Source organism: Larsenimonas salina (assembly GCF_023736155.1).
GTDB classification, from domain to species: Bacteria; Pseudomonadota; Gammaproteobacteria; order Pseudomonadales; family Halomonadaceae; genus Larsenimonas; species Larsenimonas salina.
The window spans coordinates 83862-99845 of sequence record NZ_JAMLJJ010000003.1; the positions used below are offsets into that span (position 1 = coordinate 83862).

A 15984-nucleotide genomic window follows, 5' to 3' on the forward strand; every position below is an offset into this window, starting at 1 on the left:
CTGTCCCCGTTGTGGCGTCATTACGTCGTTTGAACTGTTCACTTCAATAGTGCAAAAACCGCGCCAGTTCCGACCAGGCCGTGTCCTTTTGCGCCATGAGCGTGCCAGGCGCGTCGAATCGCCGTTGATTCATCGCGGCGACTGGCACCATTTTGGTGCATTGAATTCAGCGGTCAACGCAAACCTGCCTATTAGGGTGTGTTGGTTAGGGTGTGTTGGCCCCACGTACTCCGCTGACCGGTGCCTTCGCGGCAGGGCTATTGGGCGGCACCTGGGCACGCTTAACGAAGACCGTCACCGGGGAGCTTTGACGCAGCACACGGCCGCCGGCATCGATCAGCTCAGCCTGAATTCGGTGCTCACCGCGCTCAACGCCTGCGATCATGAATACCCGCGCGCGCATGGCCGACTGGCTGGGCGTGCCATCGAGCAGCAGCCGCACCCGGTCTCCGTCCCTGAGCGACGGCTCGACCCCGACCGAAACTTGAATATCGCCGGCATACCCCGGTGGAATCGTTGCGTTGTCGGCAGGGCTTTCGATGTAAAAGCGCCGATACGCCCGACGCGCCTCGGACACGCTCTGCGAAGAGGCCGGCGCGGCCAGGCCGCCAGACGGCGGCGACACGACGTCCGGCATCGCGGGTTGAACCGCGCTTGCCCCCGGCGTGGGCCGATCACTGAAGCGCACGGTGCCGTCATCATCGACCACGCGATAGACCGTATCCGCAAGCGCCGGCAATGCCAGCGCGGTCGCACACATCAATAAAAACCACCGTTTCATTTGCAGCCTCCTCCCTTGAGCCTTGAGTCAGTCTAAGGCAGGCATGGATCGGCCATGCATAAAAAAAGCCCCGCAAGAGCGGGGCTTTTCCACCTGATGCAAGACGCGATCAGAGGCTGTAGTACATGTCGAACTCGATCGGGCTCGGCGCCATGCGAAGCTTGGTGACGTCTTCTTCCTTGAGCTCGATGTAGGCGTTGATGGTGTCTTCGGTGAATACACCACCTTCGGTCAGGAACGCGTGATCTTCTTTCAGCGCGCTCAAGGCTTCTTCAAGGCTTGCCGCAACCGTCGGAACCGATTCAGCTTCTTCAGCCGGCAGGTCGTACAGGTTTTTGTCCATGGCGTCGCCCGGATGGATCTTGTTCTTGATGCCATCGATGCCGGCCATCAGCATGGCCGCAAACGTCAGGTACGGGTTGGCGGTCGGATCCGGGAAGCGCAGCTCGACACGCTTGCCTTTCGGGCTGGACGTGTACGGAATACGCAGTGACGCCGAGCGGTTACGCGCGCTGTAGGCAAGCATGACCGGCGCTTCAAAGCCAGGAACCAGACGCTTGTAGGAGTTGGTCGAGGCATTGGCGAAGGCGTTCAGGGCCTTGGCGTGCTTGATGATGCCGCCGATGTAGTAAAGCGCGGTTTCGGAGAGACCTGCGTACTCATCGCCTGCGAACATGTTTTCGCCGTCTTTCCAGAACGACTGGTGAACGTGCATACCGCTGCCGTTATCACCTGCCATCGGCTTGGGCATGAAGGTCGCTGTCTTACCATACGCGTGCGCCACGTTGTGGATCACGTACTTCATGGTCTGGACTTCGTCAGCCTTCTTGACAAGCGTATTGAACTTGACGCCGATTTCGTTCTGACCGGCGTTGGCCACTTCGTGGTGATGCACTTCAACGCTCTGACCGACCGCTTCGAGCGTGTTACACATCGCACCGCGAATGTCGTGGAAGCTGTCGACCGGGGGTACCGGGAAGTAGCCGCCTTTCACGCGCGGACGGTGACCCATGTTGCCGCCTTCGATCTTGGCGTCGTCGGTGGCCCAGGCGCCTTCCTCGGACGAGATCTTGTAGAACGAGCCCTGCATGTCGGTTTTGAAATGCACTTCATCGAAGATGAAGAATTCGGGTTCCGGGCCGAAAAACGCCGTGTCACCGAGACCGGTGCTGTTCAGATAGGCTTCAGCGCGCTTGGCGATGGAGCGCGGATCACGCTCGTAGCCCTGCATGGTGGCCGGCTCGATGATGTCGCAGCAAAGCACCAGCGTGGGGTCTTCGGTAAACGGATCCAGGTAGCCACTGCCATCTTCCGGCATCAGAATCATGTCGGATTCATTGATGCCCTTCCAGCCATTGATGGAGGAGCCATCAAACATCTGTCCGGTTTCGAAAAACTCCTCATCCACGCTGCGCGCAGGGATGGTGACGTGATGCTCCTTGCCCTTGGTATCGGTGAAGCGTAGGTCGACCCACTTGACGTCATGTTCTTCAATCAGGGCAAGCGTCTTATCTGCCATGGTGATCCTCCGATGTGAGCTTGGCTCGTGATGGCGTTGATCCGCGATATGCGTTTTTTAAAAAGTGTCCAGCGCATTGGCGTGTGCAGTTCGTGTGCAGCGATGCCTTTTGACTGTGCAACACAGATGCATGCCGCGTGCCAATTTGGGGCAAGGCCAAAAAATACTTTTATAAGATTTTGTTTTTTGGTCGTTTTTTAAAACAAAAAAATAGAAAAGCGTTTGGCAGTGCCCAGCGCGCCCACTCACTCTAGTTCAAAACGCATGCATGCAGCACTGCAAATGCACCATAAGCGCTCAAGCACCTCACCATATGTTCCATGTTGGTGCATCCAAGTGCCCCGGTTAAAAATAAACCGGCCATTGGCTTGAAGCGAGCCGGCTAAGCCGGGACAATACGCCCACCCGCGATGCACGGCATCGACGTCTTTGGCTGGTGTGGCTTTTCGAGGTGACAGGCTGGCCGCAAGACGACAACACAAGCCGCCACTCGGCCGCTTTGCACCTCAACCTACACAAGCATTGTGATGCCGTTTGGCGTCGCCTTTCCCGACAGGACCCCATTGTGATCGAAAAACTTCGCAATATTGCCATTATCGCGCACGTCGACCATGGCAAGACCACGCTGGTCGATAAATTGCTGCAACAGTCCGGTACGCTCGACCGCAAGGCCGAAAACCAAGAGCGCATCATGGACTCCAACGACCAGGAAAAAGAGCGTGGCATCACGATCCTGGCCAAGAACACCGCTATCCAGTGGCACGATTACCACATCAATATCGTCGACACCCCTGGGCACGCCGACTTCGGTGGTGAGGTCGAGCGCGTCATGTCGATGGTCGATTCCGTGTTGCTGCTGGTCGACGCCGTCGACGGCCCGATGCCGCAGACCCGTTTCGTTACCCAAAAAGCCTTTGATCAGGGCCTGAAGCCGATCGTGGTCGTCAACAAGATCGACCGCCCCGGCGCGCGCCCTGACTGGGTCATCGACCAGATCTTCGATCTGTTCGACAACCTCGGTGCATCCGACGAACAGCTCGACTTCCCGATCATCTACTGCTCGGCCCTAAACGGCATCGCCGGGACTGATCCGGACGCGCTGGAAGAGAACATGGACCCGATGTTCCAGTCCATCATCGATATCGTCGAACCGCCCAAGGTTGAACTCGAGGCGCCGTTCCAGATGCAGATCTCGGCGCTCGATTACAACAGCTACGTCGGCGTTATCGGCCTTGGCCGCATCAAGCGCGGCAGCGTCAAGCCGGGTCAGCAGATCAGCGTCATCACCAAGGAAGGCAACACCCGCCGCGGCAAGATCGGCCAGGTCATGACCCACATGGGCCTCGAGCGCATGCAGACCAATGAAGCCACCGCAGGCGACATCATCTGCATCACCGGCATCGAAGACCTCGCGATCTCCGATACGCTGTGCGACCCGAGCGCCGTCGAAGCGCTGCCGGCACTGACCGTTGACGAGCCGACCGTATCCATGACCTTCCAGGTCAACGATTCGCCGTTCGCGGGCAAGGACGGCAAGTTCGTCACCAGCCGCAACATCAAGGAGCGTCTGGATCAGGAACTGATCCACAACGTCGCGCTTCGCGTCGAACAGGGCGACAGCCCCGAGAAGTTCAAGGTCTCCGGCCGTGGCGAGCTTCACCTGTCGGTTCTGATCGAGTCCATGCGTCGTGAAGGCTACGAGCTGGCCGTTGGCCGCCCCGAGGTCATCATCCGTGAGATCGAGGGCACCAGGCAGGAGCCGTACGAAGAAGTCATCATCGACTGCGAAGAGCAGCATCAGGGCGCAGTCATGGAAGAGCTCGGCTACCGCAAGGGCGAGCTGACCAACATGAACCCGGATGGCAAGGGCCGTGTGCGTCTTGACTTCATCATTCCGGCACGTGGCCTGATCGGCTTCCGCGGTCAGTTCCTGACCCTGACCTCCGGCACCGGCATCCTGACCAGCCGCTTCGATCATTACGGCGCGCTGAAACCCGACGCCCAGATCAAGCGCCGCAACGGTGTTCTGGTCTCCATGGTCCCCGGCAAGGCACTGGCGTACGCGCTGTACGCGCTGCAGGACCGCGGCAAGCTGATCGTCGAGCACGGCACCGAAGTCTATGAAGGCATGCTGATCGGCATCAACAACCGTGCCGACGACATGGTGGTCAACCCGACCAAGGCCAAGAAGCTCGATAACATGCGCGCCTCCGGCAACGACGAAAATATCGTGCTGACGCCGCCCATTCGCTTCACGCTTGAACAGGCGATCGAGTTCCTTGATGACGACGAGCTGGTCGAGATCACGCCGAACTTCATCCGTCTTCGCAAGAAGCACCTGACCGAGAACGAACGCAAACGCGCCAAGAAAAGCGGTTGATTCGTTACGATCGTCATGAAAGGGAGGCCCACGGGCCTCCCTTTTTTTATAGCCAGAAACTTCAATTGCGTTCGTCTCGGGCCGATAACGACAGTATCTCCTTCGTACGAGAACACGTCTGTGGTTTACGACCCGCCCACCTCGAGCACCGCCGCCCAGCTTCGCTATCTGATCGATGCTGTCACCGAATTCATTGTCCTTAAGGACGGTGAAGGTCGATGGCTGATCGCCAACCGCGCCGTGATCGATACCTACGAACTTGAAGGACTCGACTACATCGGCATGACCGATATGGACATTGCCGTCTTTCGACCGCACCTGACCAAGGCCTTTCGCTACAACCTGAAGACTGACGAGCAGGCCTGGGCCCACGGCAAGGCGTTGACCATCTACAAATCCTTCGAACTCGATGGCCGGCTCAACACGTGGGAAGTGGTCAAGACGCCCTCGTTCACCTCTGTGGGCACTCGACATCAACTGGTAATCGTCAGTCGCAATATCACTGACCGTGTCGAGGCCGAACAGGAACTGGCACTAAAGGAGCAGAAGTACCGGCTAATCGCCGAAAACATGAGCGATATCGTCGGCACTCGCCGCCTTGATGGCACGATTACCTATCTATCGCCGTCCTTCGAGCATCAGCTGGGCCATACCATTTCGGCACATATAAATGGCAAGATCGGCTCGATCATTCATCCCGAGGACGTTCAAAGGCTTCAACGCGACCTGATATTGCCGCCTGAAAACCGGGAACTTCCCACGACCCGCTGCCGACTGCGTCTCGCCTCCGGCATCTACCGCTGGTTCGAGGTTTCGCGTTCGATGATCTGGTTCGATGACATCGAGGAATACCAGGTCGTGTTCACCTGTCGAGACATTCAGGAGCGAGTGCAGTACGAGCAGCGTCTGCATCGACTTGCCTACGAGGACGCCTTGACCGGAATTCCCAATCGACGCCAACTGTTGGACGACCTCAGTCGAAGAGTCCAGCAGGAAAGCGCGTTTGCCCTACTGTATCTAGACATCGATCATTTCAAGAACATCAATGACCGCCACGGCCATGACATCGGGGATGCGTTACTGACGGCATTGGCGAACCGGCTGACCGAATATCTCGACATCGGGGATACGGTGGCCCGCATCGGCGGCGACGAATTCGTCGTGGTGATCGCCGATGCCGACCACGCACTCGCGCACGCCGAGCGTCTTTGCTCTGCCCTTCAGGCCCCCTGGCATATTGAGAACCAGGTCTTTCACACAACCTCTTCGATCGGTGTGGCACTGTGCCCCACTGACAGCCGCCGAGTGCATACCCTGCTCAATCTGGCTGATCAGGCGCTGTTCAATGCCAAGCGACAGGGGCGGGGCTGTGTCTGTGCTTATTCGGATTCAAGGCGCACCTAATACCAGTCCAAGCTCGCATCGGTGATGCAATATTGCTCTAGCGACTCGCCTTTTCCCTCGGATACTCGTTATCGTCGCAACGTACGATGGCGCACCACACCTATAACGCCGCCATCTCACCTCGTCATGCCCAACAATTAAACATGCCCAACAATTAAAAAGGTACCTCACGTGTCCGACTCCTCCACACCCCCCAATCTGTATCGGCGTATGCCACTGTGGGCCAAGATATTGGCCGGATTGATTCTGGGCGCACTCACAGGCGTCCTGCTCGGTGAACAGGCAAGTGTCTTGAAACCCATCGGTGACATTTTCATTAGTGCCATCAAGATGCTGATCGTACCGCTGGTCTTTTCGACCCTGGTGGTCGGCATTACGGCCATGCGTGACCCGAAAAAAATGGGCCGCATCGGTGGCAAGACCATCGCGCTTTATCTGATCACTACCGCATTCGCGATCGCCATCGGCCTGCTTGCGGCCTGGCTCTTTCAACCGGGCAGCGGGCTCGATCTTTCCTTCGATGCGCCGGTCGAGGCCAAGGAGGCGCCGTCACTGGTCGATATTCTGGTCAACCTGGTCCCCCAGAATCCGATCGATGCGCTGTCTTCAGGCAATATCCTGCAAATCATCGTATTCGCCATCGCCCTCGGGGTATCGCTTACCTTGATCGGCGAGAAAGGCGAGCCTGTGGTGCGCCTGTTCGAAAGCTTCGCCGAAGCAATGTATAAGCTGACCGAGCTGGTGATGGCGCTGGCACCGTTCGGCGTTTTCGGCCTCATGGCGTTCGTGGCGGGAAGCTACGGGTTGGACGTGCTGCTGCCGTTGGTCAAGGTCATCGGCGTGGTCTATCTGGCCTGCGTAATGCATGTGCTCGTGGTCTACAGCGGGCTCTTGAAGCTTCTTGGCGGGCTCAATCCGGTGCGGTATCTGCGCGGCAGCCTGGACGCACTGGTGGTCGCGTACTCATCCGCCTCGAGCTCCGGCACGCTGCCGGTCTCGATCCGCTGCGCCCAGAAGAATATGGGGGTGTCCGAAGGGGTGGCCGGATTCGTGCTGCCGGTCGGCGCGACCATCAACATGGACGGCACGGCGCTGTATCAGGGCGTTGTAGCCGTGTTCGTGGCGCAGCTGACCGGCACGGATCTGACAATGACAGATTACGGCATGATCATTCTGACCGGCACGCTCGCCTCGATCGGCACTGCAGGCGTCCCCGGCGCCGGGCTGATCATGCTCTCGATCGTGATGTCCCAGATCGGTCTGCCACTGGAGGCACTGGCCGTGGTGGCCGGCATCGATCGCATCCTTGATATGGCCCGCACCAGCGTCAATGTGGCGGGCGATCTAATGGTCACCACACTGATCGGCAAGAGCGAAAACGAGCTGGACCTCGAGACCTACAATCGCAAGGCCGCGGCCTAACCCACCAACGCACGCGTTTCCCCGCTCCGGCCTCGGGCCGGAGCGGGATCGATCAGCAGGCTTCTCGCTTTCGGGCGCGCTCGAACGCCGGCCGGGCGATCAGTTCATTTGTGTAGGTATCGAGTGCCTCGGGCAGCTCGTGCTTCACCATGCCTCGCGCCCAGGCAAGGGTCTGGGCCAGAAACAGATCGGCCAACGACAGGGTGCCAGTCACATAGTCCTGACCGTCGAAACGCCTCTGCAAGGCCTGTACCGCCTTGTCGAATTCCCAGCGCGCCACGGGAATGATCTCTTCACGGCGCTGCGCTTCGGGAAACAGGAAGCTGTGCTTGGCCTGTGTCCAGAGCGGCTGTTCGAGCTCGGTGGTGACAAACGAAAGCCATTGATCGACGACGGCCTGCTCGGCAATGCACTCCGGCAGAAGACGACCCTTTCCGTATTGAGCGGCCAGATAGCGACAGATCGCGGCGGACTCGAACAGAGTGAGATCGCCATCGCACAGCACCGGAACCTTGCCATCCGGGTGACGCGCCAGATGTTCAGGCTGCTGGCCCGAGCCTGACTTCAAATCCACCATTCGATACTCGTAGTCAAGCCCAAGCTCTTCCAAGACCCAGGCGACGCGCGCTGAGCGCGAATGGGGATAGCCATACAATACGATCATGATCGACTCCTAAACGCACTGAACACAGAACTCCGTGACGCCGACGGCGCCACCTCTAAATCAAGGTATTCCACGGACTGCATGTTTGTCCCGTAAAAAACGCCGCGATCGGCGCGGCGTTCTTAAGGAAGAGGTCAAGGCGATCGCCAGGCTCAGGCGAACCAGCGATCGATCCCTTCGTGCGCCGAGGCCTGTGCCTGTTGGGCAGATTCCTGACCCATGGCAAGACCTTCGGCATACACGGTTTCGACGTCAGTAATGCCGATAAAGCCCAGGAACGTGGAAACATAAGGCGCGACCATGTCTTCCGCGGTGCCCTTGTGGATACCACCGCGCGTGGTAAGTACCAGCGCCTGCTTGTTCTCGAGTAACCCCTCGGGGCCATTTTCAGTGTAGCGGAACGTCACGCCCGCTCGGGCAATGAGGTCGAAATAGGCTTTAAGCTGCGTTGGAATCGAGAAGTTGTACATCGGCGCCGTGATGACGAGGGTGTCGTGCGCCTTGAGCTCGTCGATCAGCGCATTTGAAAGCTCATGCACTTCTTCCTGACGGGCACTCATGGGCGCACCGCTTGGGCGAATGGCACCGATCAGCTCGTTATCGAGCATCGGTACAGGGGACTCGGCCAAATCGCGAACGGTGACGCTGCCATCGCCGTGACGCGCACGCCACTGCTCGATGGTGTAGTCCGCAAGCTGCGTGGACTGTGAATACGTGGCAAGAATGCTTGATTTCAAAACGAGTAGGCGTGGCATGGTCTGCTCCTGTCAAAACGGGGAATATCTGAGGCCACGTTATCGCCGATTAAATCGAATAAAAAGCGGATATTTTCTCTCAAACCATTCGTTTTTATCGAACAGGATCGTTACTTCGAGACATTGTCCGAGGAAGCGACCATAAAAAAGCACGGCCGAGGCCGTGCTTTTTTAACGGTTTATCTGAGTTCTTATTTCTCGACAAAGGCGCGCTCGATCACGTAATCGCCCGGCTCACCCATGCGCGGTGAAATGTTGAAGCCCAGCTCGTCAAGCACCTGGCTGCTCTCTTCGAGCATCGCAGGGCTACCACAGATCATTGCGCGGTCCTGTTTCGGGTCCATCGGCGGAAGCCCGGTGTCTTCGAACAGCTTGCCGGTACGAATGTGGTCGGTCAGACGCCCCATGGTGGAGTACTCTTCCCGTGTAACGGTCGGGTAATAGATCAGTTTCTCGCGGATCTCATCGCCCAGGTACTCATGCTCCGGCAGTTCCTTGGTAATGAATTCCTGGTAGGCCAGCTCGTTGACATGACGAACGCCGTGAATCAATACGATATTGTCGAAACGCTCGTACGCTTCCGGGTCTTGAATCAGGCCCATGAACGGCGCAAGGCCCGTGCCGGTCGAGAGCATGTACAGGTTACGTCCCGGCAGCAGGTCATCCAGCACCAATGTTCCGGTCGGCTTTCGGCTGACCAGAATGGAGTCACCGACTTTCAAATGCTGAAGGCGTGAGGTCAGCGGGCCGTCCTGAACCTTGATCGAAAAGAATTCAAGATGGTCTTCGTAGTTGGGGCTGGCGACGGAATAGGCGCGCGTCAGCGGCTTGCCGTCCACTTCGAGCCCGATCATAACGAACTGACCGTTCTTGAATCGAAGCGTGCGCTCACGAGTGGTTTTGAAGCTGAACAGGGTGTCGTTCCAGTGATGAACGCTCAATACTTCTTCGGTAGAAAACTTGCTGCTCATGACACGATTCCTTGAATGACCGGTGGCGCAAGCGCCGTCAAAAATTCTGGGCTCAGTGTATGTCAGCGGCCTTTATCCGTTAAATGAATTATCCGAATATTAAATATCTATTCCACAGATATAGGTTGAGCCATGCGCTTCACGCTTCGTCAACTGGAAGTCTTCATTGCTGTCGGTCAGGTCGAAAACGTCTCCAAGGCCGCCGAGGCGCTCGCGCTGTCTCAATCGGCCACCAGCACCGCCCTGGGTGAACTCGAACGTCAATTCGATTGCCAGCTGTTCGACCGCATCGGCAAACGGCTCAAGCTCAACGCCATCGGCTTTCAGTTGCTGCCCAAGGCGGTGTCCCTGCTTGACCGCGCCGAGGAAATCGAGGAACTGCTGCAGGGCCAGACCGGCGTCGGCTCATTGGACGTCGGCGCGACGCTCACCATCGGCAACTACCTGGCCCCGCTTCTGATTCGAGAGTTTCGTGCGCGTCATCCCCAAAGCCGGGTCAGGCTGCACGTGCGCAACACCTCGACCATTGTCGAGCGGGTGGTGCATCACGAGCTGGACCTGGGGCTGATCGAGGGCGACTTTCAGCATGAGGAAATTGTGATGCAGCCCTGGGTCGCCGACGAGCTGAGCGTATTTTGCGCACCCGACCACCCGCTGGCGCATCAGAGCGTAACGATGGAACGATTGCTGCGAGAGGATTGGATCATGCGTGAAGACGGCTCGGGCACTCGTCGGACCCTCGAGCAGGCGATGCGCCACCGTCATCAGCGCTTCGAGATTCAGCTCGAGCTTGAGCATACTGAAGGCATCAAACGCGCGGTCGAGGCCCGTCTTGGCATTGGCTGCGTGTCGCGCCTGGCGCTCAAGGATGCTTTTCGGCGCGGCTCGCTGGCACCGATTCACACCCCGGATCTGGATCTGAGCCGCCAGTTTTATTTCATCTGGCACCGGCAAAAATACCTGACCCCGGGTCTGAGAGAGTTCCTGAAGCTCTGCCGCGACACCACCATGCACGCCACCCGCAGCGATGAAATCACCTTCGATCATCTGCAAACGTCATGACAGGATAAAAGGCAAAAAAAAGCGCCGGCAAAGGCCGGCGCCAAGGAGAAGATTCCAATGCCATAGGCGCTGGGCTTCTCGGCGACATGGTGCGAGGTCACCCAACGCCGCACCAACGGTTGCGGTGGCATGCCACCGCTGACTCATGGAAAACGCTCATGCGCGCCTTCCTGCGTGGCCGGTCACCTCCCGGCTCTTGCTGTGTATCCCTGCGTCTTGCGCTGCGTCTTTATCTGCACTCACCGAGTTTCAAACGAACTCTTCGTGATCCCTTGCGCTTCTTTGCACATTGCCGCTCCGCGTGGGCTGTCCAGCAACCGGTGAATACACGGCCGCTGAATCCTCACTCACTCGGAACGTACCTACTATTTCGGCCAGACGCGTCGCTTCTTGACTAAGAGAATCGGCTGCGGCGGCAGACTCCTCGACCAGCGCCGCGTTTTCCTGGGTCATCTGATCGAGCTGGGAGACCGCCTGATTGACCTGGAAGATGCCGGTGTTCTGCTCTTCCGCCGCCGTGGTGATCTCGGCGATTAGCCCATTGACGCGCCGAACCTGCTCGACGATGTCCCCGATCTTGTCACCGGCCTGCTTGACCAGCGCCTCACCGTTGGTGGTTTTCTCGACCGAGGCATCGATCAATGTCTTGATCTCCTTGGCCGCCTTGGTGCTGCGGTTGGCAAGGCTTCGAACTTCTTCTGCCACCACGGCAAAGCCCCGTCCCTGCTCACCGGCACGCGCAGCCTCGACCGAGGCGTTCAGCGCCAGCAGGTTGGTCTGGAAGGCGATGGCGTCGATGACATCGATGATGCTTTCGATTTCCTTGGAAGAGCTACTGATCTCACGCATGGTGCCGACAACTTCCGCCATTACATCCCCGCCGCTTTCTGCGGCCTTGGCGGCGTCGCGAGACAGGGCCGATGCGTGACGCGAGGATTCAGTGGAATTCGCGACCGTACCCGTAAGCTCCTCCATTGCCGCTGCGGACTCCTCGAGACTTGCCGCAGTATTCTCCGTACGCCGGGACAGATCGAGACTGCCGGTCGACACCTCGGCGGAGGCCAGCTTGACGTTCTCACTGCTGTTGCGCACATCGATCATCACGCGCTCGATCTTGTCGATAAAGGCGTTGAACTGAGTCGCCACCTGACCAAATTCGTTACGACCACTCTCAGGTAGACGCTGGGTAAGATCCCCATCGCCCGAGGCAATGCCCTGCATGCGTCCGGCGAGCTCGCCCAGAGGGCGTGCGATGCTGCGGCCAACGCCCCAAATCAGTGCAAGCCCGAGTGCCGCGACCAGCGCACTCACGGCGAGCATGCCGAACAGATCGCTGTTTGCCTTGGCGGCCATCTGCGCCTGCATCGCGTTAAGATCGGCCAGAACCGCTGACATCGGCAAACGGATCAACAGCGTCCAGGTTGTGTCGGTTCCAGCCACGTGGAAGGGCTGATAAAGCCGGATCATGCCATCGCCACTGCCGGCGTCATCAAGGGCGTAAACAGAGTTTTCAGACGTACGTGCTTCCTCGAGCAGTCGGGTGGCATCTGCAGACAGAATGCCTGCCGCTTTCTTACCAATACTTGAGGCGTCTTCAGTGTTCGCAACGACGTTGCCAAGAGAGGTAACCAGAGCGATGTCGCCGGCACCGCTGTAAATGCCTTGATTGGTGTCGATCAGAAGTTGCTGGATAAAATCGACGGCAATATCTGCCCCGATCACCCCCCTGAAGGTGCCATCGACCATGATCGGCGCATTGAACGACGTCAGCATGACCTTCTCGCCCCCAAGGTCGTAGGCGGCGGGATCAGTGACGCAAGGGTTACCTGTACGCTCAACGCATGAATAATACGCCCCTTCCTCGGAACCGGAGGGCATGATTTTAGTGCTATCGATTACCCCTTCCTGAGTGATATTTCCGACCGAACCGTCCTCGTTGAGAAAGAAAAGAGGCATGAAACGCCCGGCCGCATCGACGTAGCTCTGACCACGCTCGCCGATATAGGCCGCATCACTGCCAAATGCATTGGGTGCCCAGCCGGCATAAATATCGAGCAGAAAATCGTTGCGTCGCAGCACTTGCTTCATGGTGTTGGCAATTTCGTCGCGTACCCCATCCTTATCAACACTAAGTGCTTCATTGGTGGCGGCCACTGTACTGACCATGCTAAGCACTTGCCCAAAGTTGGTATTTATGTTGGTTGCCTGTTTTGCAGCCTCAGCTTCGAGCCGTGCCTTAAGCGACGACATCAGCATATCCTTGGACTGGGCCTGAACGAAGGACTGGGTACTTGACGCAGAATAAGCACTGTATATAAGCATCGCCGCGACGACCGCCAAAATGGCAGCCCCAGCGGACACCAATACAAAATGTTTGATTGATTTGAACCGCTTTATCATCTGCCTTAACCTCGCCATAACTCATTGATCGGGACGCGCTCGTTTTACTCCCTTGCACTCCGCAATTGCTCAAGGCCATAACGCACTTGGTTCGTTAAACACGGGGCGAGGTAATAAGGCGTACTGTGGCTATCGGCTTGAACGAAGCGATCCTTTAAAAGGCTCGGTTACAGTGCTTTTCTCATTGAAACGGCGCCCTAAGGCGCCGTTTCAATACTTGAATGGACGATATCCATGTTTTTTGATCAGGCATGCAGCGCCGTATCATTGGCTAGACGAGGTGAGCGCGCGGGCTGGCCGCCGCCTGCGTGTGACGACTGGGTGCTGACATCGGACACACCGCCACTGCTGACTCGAAATGTCCCGACGATGTCAGCCAGACGCGTCGCTTCCTGGCTCAGTGAATCGGCGGCGGCGGCGGACTCCTCGACCAGCGCCGCATTCTCCTGCGTCATCTGATCAAGCTGCGACACGGCCTGGTTGACCTGGAAGATGCCGGTGTTCTGCTCTTCCGCCGCCGTGGTGATCTCGGCAATCAGCCCATTGACCCGCTGGACCTGCTCGACAATGTCACCGATCTTGTCGCCGGCCTGCTTGACCAGCGCCTCGCCGTTGGTGGTCTTCTCGACCGAGGCATCGATCAACGTCTTGATCTCCTTGGCCGCCTTGGTACTGCGGTTGGCCAGGCTTCGAACCTCCTCGGCCACCACCGCGAACCCGCGACCCTGCTCGCCGGCGCGCGCGGCCTCGACCGAGGCATTCAGCGCAAGCAGGTTGGTCTGGAAGGCAATGGCGTCGATCACATCAATAATGCTTTCAATTTCCTTGGACGAATTACTGATCTCGCGCATGGTGCCGACCACGCTTGCCATTACGTCACCGCCGCTTTCAGCGGCCTTGGCCGCATCGCGTGAGAGCGTGGATGCATGGCGTGAAGACTCGGTGGAGTTCGCGACCGTACCCGTCAGCTCCTCCATCGCCGCCGCCGACTCCTCAAGGCTTGCCGCTGTATCCTCGGTGCGCCGCGACAGATCGAGGCTGCCGGTCGAGACCTCGGCGGAGGCCAGCTTGACGTTTTCGCTGCTGTCCCGCACATCGATCATGACCCGCTCGATCTTGCCGATGAAGGCGTTGAACTGCTCGGAGACCTGCCCGAGTTCATTGCGACTGGTCACCGGCAGGCGCTGGGTCAGATCCCCATCGCCCGAGGCAATGCCCTGCATGCGCCCGGCAAGCTCGGCCAGCGGCTGTGAAATACCGCGCCCGACCCACCAGATGAAGGCAAGACCGATGGCCGCGATCAAGGCACTGACCAACAGCATGCCGACGACGTCGGAGGTACGTTGCTCGGTGATCTGACCTTGCATGGCGTTGAGCTGCGCAAATACTGCGGATTCCGGCAGGCTGAGCATCAGCGTCCATCGGGTGCCAGTATTGCCGATCTCGAAGGGGTGAATCAGTTTGATCGTTCCTGCGGCGCTGTCGGTCACATTGACCGGCTGCCCGGAGCGGCGGGCCTGCTCGATGCGCTGGATGACCGACTGGTCCAGCGCAGTAGAGGCATTTTGACCAAGTTTCGACGCGTCTCCGGTAAAGGCCACCAGCCCGCCTCCCGGTGCGATGAGTGCCATATCGCCCGCACCGTCATAAAGGTTCTGGTCAGCGCGTAACAACAAATCCTGGATGAAGTTGACCGAAAGGTCCGTACCGACCACGCCCTTGAACTCGCCATTGACCATGATCGGCACGTTGAACGACGTAACCATGACGTCCTTGCCGTCGTAGTCATAGATGGCGGGGTCAATAACGCAGGTACTGCCGCTTTCCTTCGGACACAGATAGTACTCGCCCTCACGAATGCCGGATTCCATGACCTTCTGGCTGTCCATGGTCGCACCGAGTGGCAGGACTTCCACCGCACCGGTGCCGGTTCGATACCACCACGGCATGAAACGGCCGGAACCGTCATAGCCGCCGGTTTCACGGCCGGCGTACTCGCTGTCACTGCCGAACGCGTTCGGCTCCCACCCGATAAAGGCATCAAGCAGGAACTCATTCTTGGCAACGGTCTGCTTGATCATCGCCGAGAGCTCATCGCGGCTGATGTCGAGCGCCGGGCCACCGGAGGCAGGCGCCATCAGCTCGTTGGCGTTGGCAAGCTCACGGGAGACGCTCAAGGCCTTTTCAAGCTGACGATTGATCTCACCGGCCTGATCGGAGGCCACCGATTCAAGGCGCGCATTAATGGACTCACGCATCAGGCTTTCTGTTTGCGTTTCGACGACCTCTGCCGTGCGCGTCGTCGAGAAATAGCTGTAAATCAGAAGAGCTGCGACGACCGCGAGAATACAGGCGCCCGCCGCGAGGACCACAAAATGTTTGATCGATTTGAAATAATTCATATCGCAATGGACTCGAACGTAGGGGGAGTATCCAAGGTGCACAGTCTTCATGCACCAGCATGCTTACAACAACGCCGCCACGCCTGGTAAACGAGGGCCGGTCATTTCGACCCATTCAATGGGCCAGTAGTCTGAGTAACGGCGAGGTACAAAATAAGCTTGAGTGATTTAGTCCAGTTTTGAATTCTTACAGTTTTGAACCCTGACTCTCATAAACGCCTTTT

The 15984-nt window shown here is 58.2% G+C and carries 11 protein-coding genes; 4 read left to right on the forward strand and 7 right to left on the reverse strand.

Translation table 11 applies throughout. The features are described from left to right. Nucleotides 1-205: 205 nt before the first annotated feature. Together NAT23_RS07535 and glnA are read right to left on the reverse strand one after the other, a co-directional pair. Entirely contained in the window at nt 206-781 is a 576-nt protein-coding gene (locus NAT23_RS07535; RefSeq protein WP_251926922.1) for a DUF4124 domain-containing protein, read from the reverse strand. Between the two features lie 109 nt (nt 782-890). After that, on the reverse strand, nt 891-2300 hold the full coding sequence (gene glnA / locus NAT23_RS07540) for a glutamate--ammonia ligase (RefSeq protein WP_251926924.1): 1410 nt from the start codon (nt 2298-2300) through the stop codon (nt 891-893). A gap of 565 nt (nt 2301-2865) precedes the next feature. Between glnA and typA the strand changes: the two genes are divergently transcribed. The 3 genes from typA to NAT23_RS07555 all read left to right on the forward strand — a co-directional run bounded on the left by typA (nt 2866) and on the right by NAT23_RS07555 (nt 7506). Then, the gene (gene typA / locus NAT23_RS07545) at nt 2866-4680 is read left to right on the forward strand and encodes a translational GTPase TypA (RefSeq protein ID WP_251926934.1); all 1815 of its coding nucleotides are present in this window, start codon (nt 2866-2868) and stop codon (nt 4678-4680) included. A 120-nt stretch (nt 4681-4800) separates the two neighbouring features. Further along, nucleotides 4801-6084 carry a diguanylate cyclase domain-containing protein gene (locus NAT23_RS07550; RefSeq protein ID WP_251926936.1) on the forward strand — a complete coding sequence of 428 codons (1284 nt, stop codon included), beginning with the start codon at nt 4801-4803 and terminating at the stop codon, nt 6082-6084. Nucleotides 6085-6294: 210 nt separating this feature from the next. Continuing rightward, the gene (locus NAT23_RS07555) at nt 6295-7506 is read left to right on the forward strand and encodes a dicarboxylate/amino acid:cation symporter (protein ID WP_251927585.1); all 1212 of its coding nucleotides are present in this window, start codon (nt 6295-6297) and stop codon (nt 7504-7506) included. A gap of 52 nt (nt 7507-7558) precedes the next feature. Here NAT23_RS07555 and NAT23_RS07560 read toward each other — a convergent pair whose 3' ends face one another. From NAT23_RS07560 to NAT23_RS07570, 3 genes are all read right to left on the reverse strand, one after another. Further along, nucleotides 7559-8170: a glutathione S-transferase family protein gene (locus NAT23_RS07560; protein WP_251926938.1), complete on the reverse strand. Its 612-nt coding sequence runs from the start codon at nt 8168-8170 to the stop codon at nt 7559-7561. 152 nt (nt 8171-8322) lie between these two features. Further along, on the reverse strand, nt 8323-8925 hold the full coding sequence (locus NAT23_RS07565) for an FMN-dependent NADH-azoreductase (protein WP_251926940.1): 603 nt from the start codon (nt 8923-8925) through the stop codon (nt 8323-8325). A 191-nt stretch (nt 8926-9116) separates the two neighbouring features. Further along, nucleotides 9117-9896: a ferredoxin--NADP reductase gene (locus NAT23_RS07570; protein WP_251926941.1), complete on the reverse strand. Its 780-nt coding sequence runs from the start codon at nt 9894-9896 to the stop codon at nt 9117-9119. Nucleotides 9897-10028: 132 nt separating this feature from the next. Here NAT23_RS07570 and NAT23_RS07575 point away from each other — a divergent pair, with 132 nt between their 5' ends. Beyond that, on the forward strand, nt 10029-10958 hold the full coding sequence (locus tag NAT23_RS07575; RefSeq protein ID WP_251926943.1) for a LysR family transcriptional regulator: 930 nt from the start codon (nt 10029-10031) through the stop codon (nt 10956-10958). Nucleotides 10959-11207: 249 nt separating this feature from the next. Here NAT23_RS07575 and NAT23_RS07580 read toward each other — a convergent pair whose 3' ends face one another. Then, nucleotides 11208-13208, reverse strand: a complete 2001-nt coding sequence (locus NAT23_RS07580; RefSeq protein ID WP_251926945.1) for a methyl-accepting chemotaxis protein — start codon at nt 13206-13208, stop codon at nt 11208-11210. A gap of 395 nt (nt 13209-13603) precedes the next feature. Next, nucleotides 13604-15616, reverse strand: coding sequence for a methyl-accepting chemotaxis protein (locus tag NAT23_RS07585; protein ID WP_251926947.1), 2013 nt, complete (start codon nt 15614-15616; stop codon nt 13604-13606). Nucleotides 15617-15984: the final 368 nt, after the last annotated feature.

Coding starts and splice junctions, on each gene's coding strand:
- NAT23_RS07535 (WP_251926922.1), bottom strand. CDS start 781: ATGAAACGGTGGTTTTTATTGATGTGTGCGACCGCGCTGGCATTGCCG.
- glnA (WP_251926924.1), bottom strand. CDS start 2,300: ATGGCAGATAAGACGCTTGCCCTGATTGAAGAACATGACGTCAAGTGG.
- NAT23_RS07555 (WP_251927585.1), top strand. CDS start 6,295: ATGCCACTGTGGGCCAAGATATTGGCCGGATTGATTCTGGGCGCACTC.
- NAT23_RS07560 (WP_251926938.1), bottom strand. CDS start 8,170: ATGATCGTATTGTATGGCTATCCCCATTCGCGCTCAGCGCGCGTCGCC.
- NAT23_RS07565 (WP_251926940.1), bottom strand. CDS start 8,925: ATGCCACGCCTACTCGTTTTGAAATCAAGCATTCTTGCCACGTATTCA.
- NAT23_RS07570 (WP_251926941.1), bottom strand. CDS start 9,896: ATGAGCAGCAAGTTTTCTACCGAAGAAGTATTGAGCGTTCATCACTGG.
- NAT23_RS07575 (WP_251926943.1), top strand. CDS start 10,029: ATGCGCTTCACGCTTCGTCAACTGGAAGTCTTCATTGCTGTCGGTCAG.
- NAT23_RS07580 (WP_251926945.1), bottom strand. CDS start 13,208: ATGTCGTCGCTTAAGGCACGGCTCGAAGCTGAGGCTGCAAAACAGGCA.
- NAT23_RS07585 (WP_251926947.1), bottom strand. CDS start 15,616: ATGCGTGAGTCCATTAATGCGCGCCTTGAATCGGTGGCCTCCGATCAG.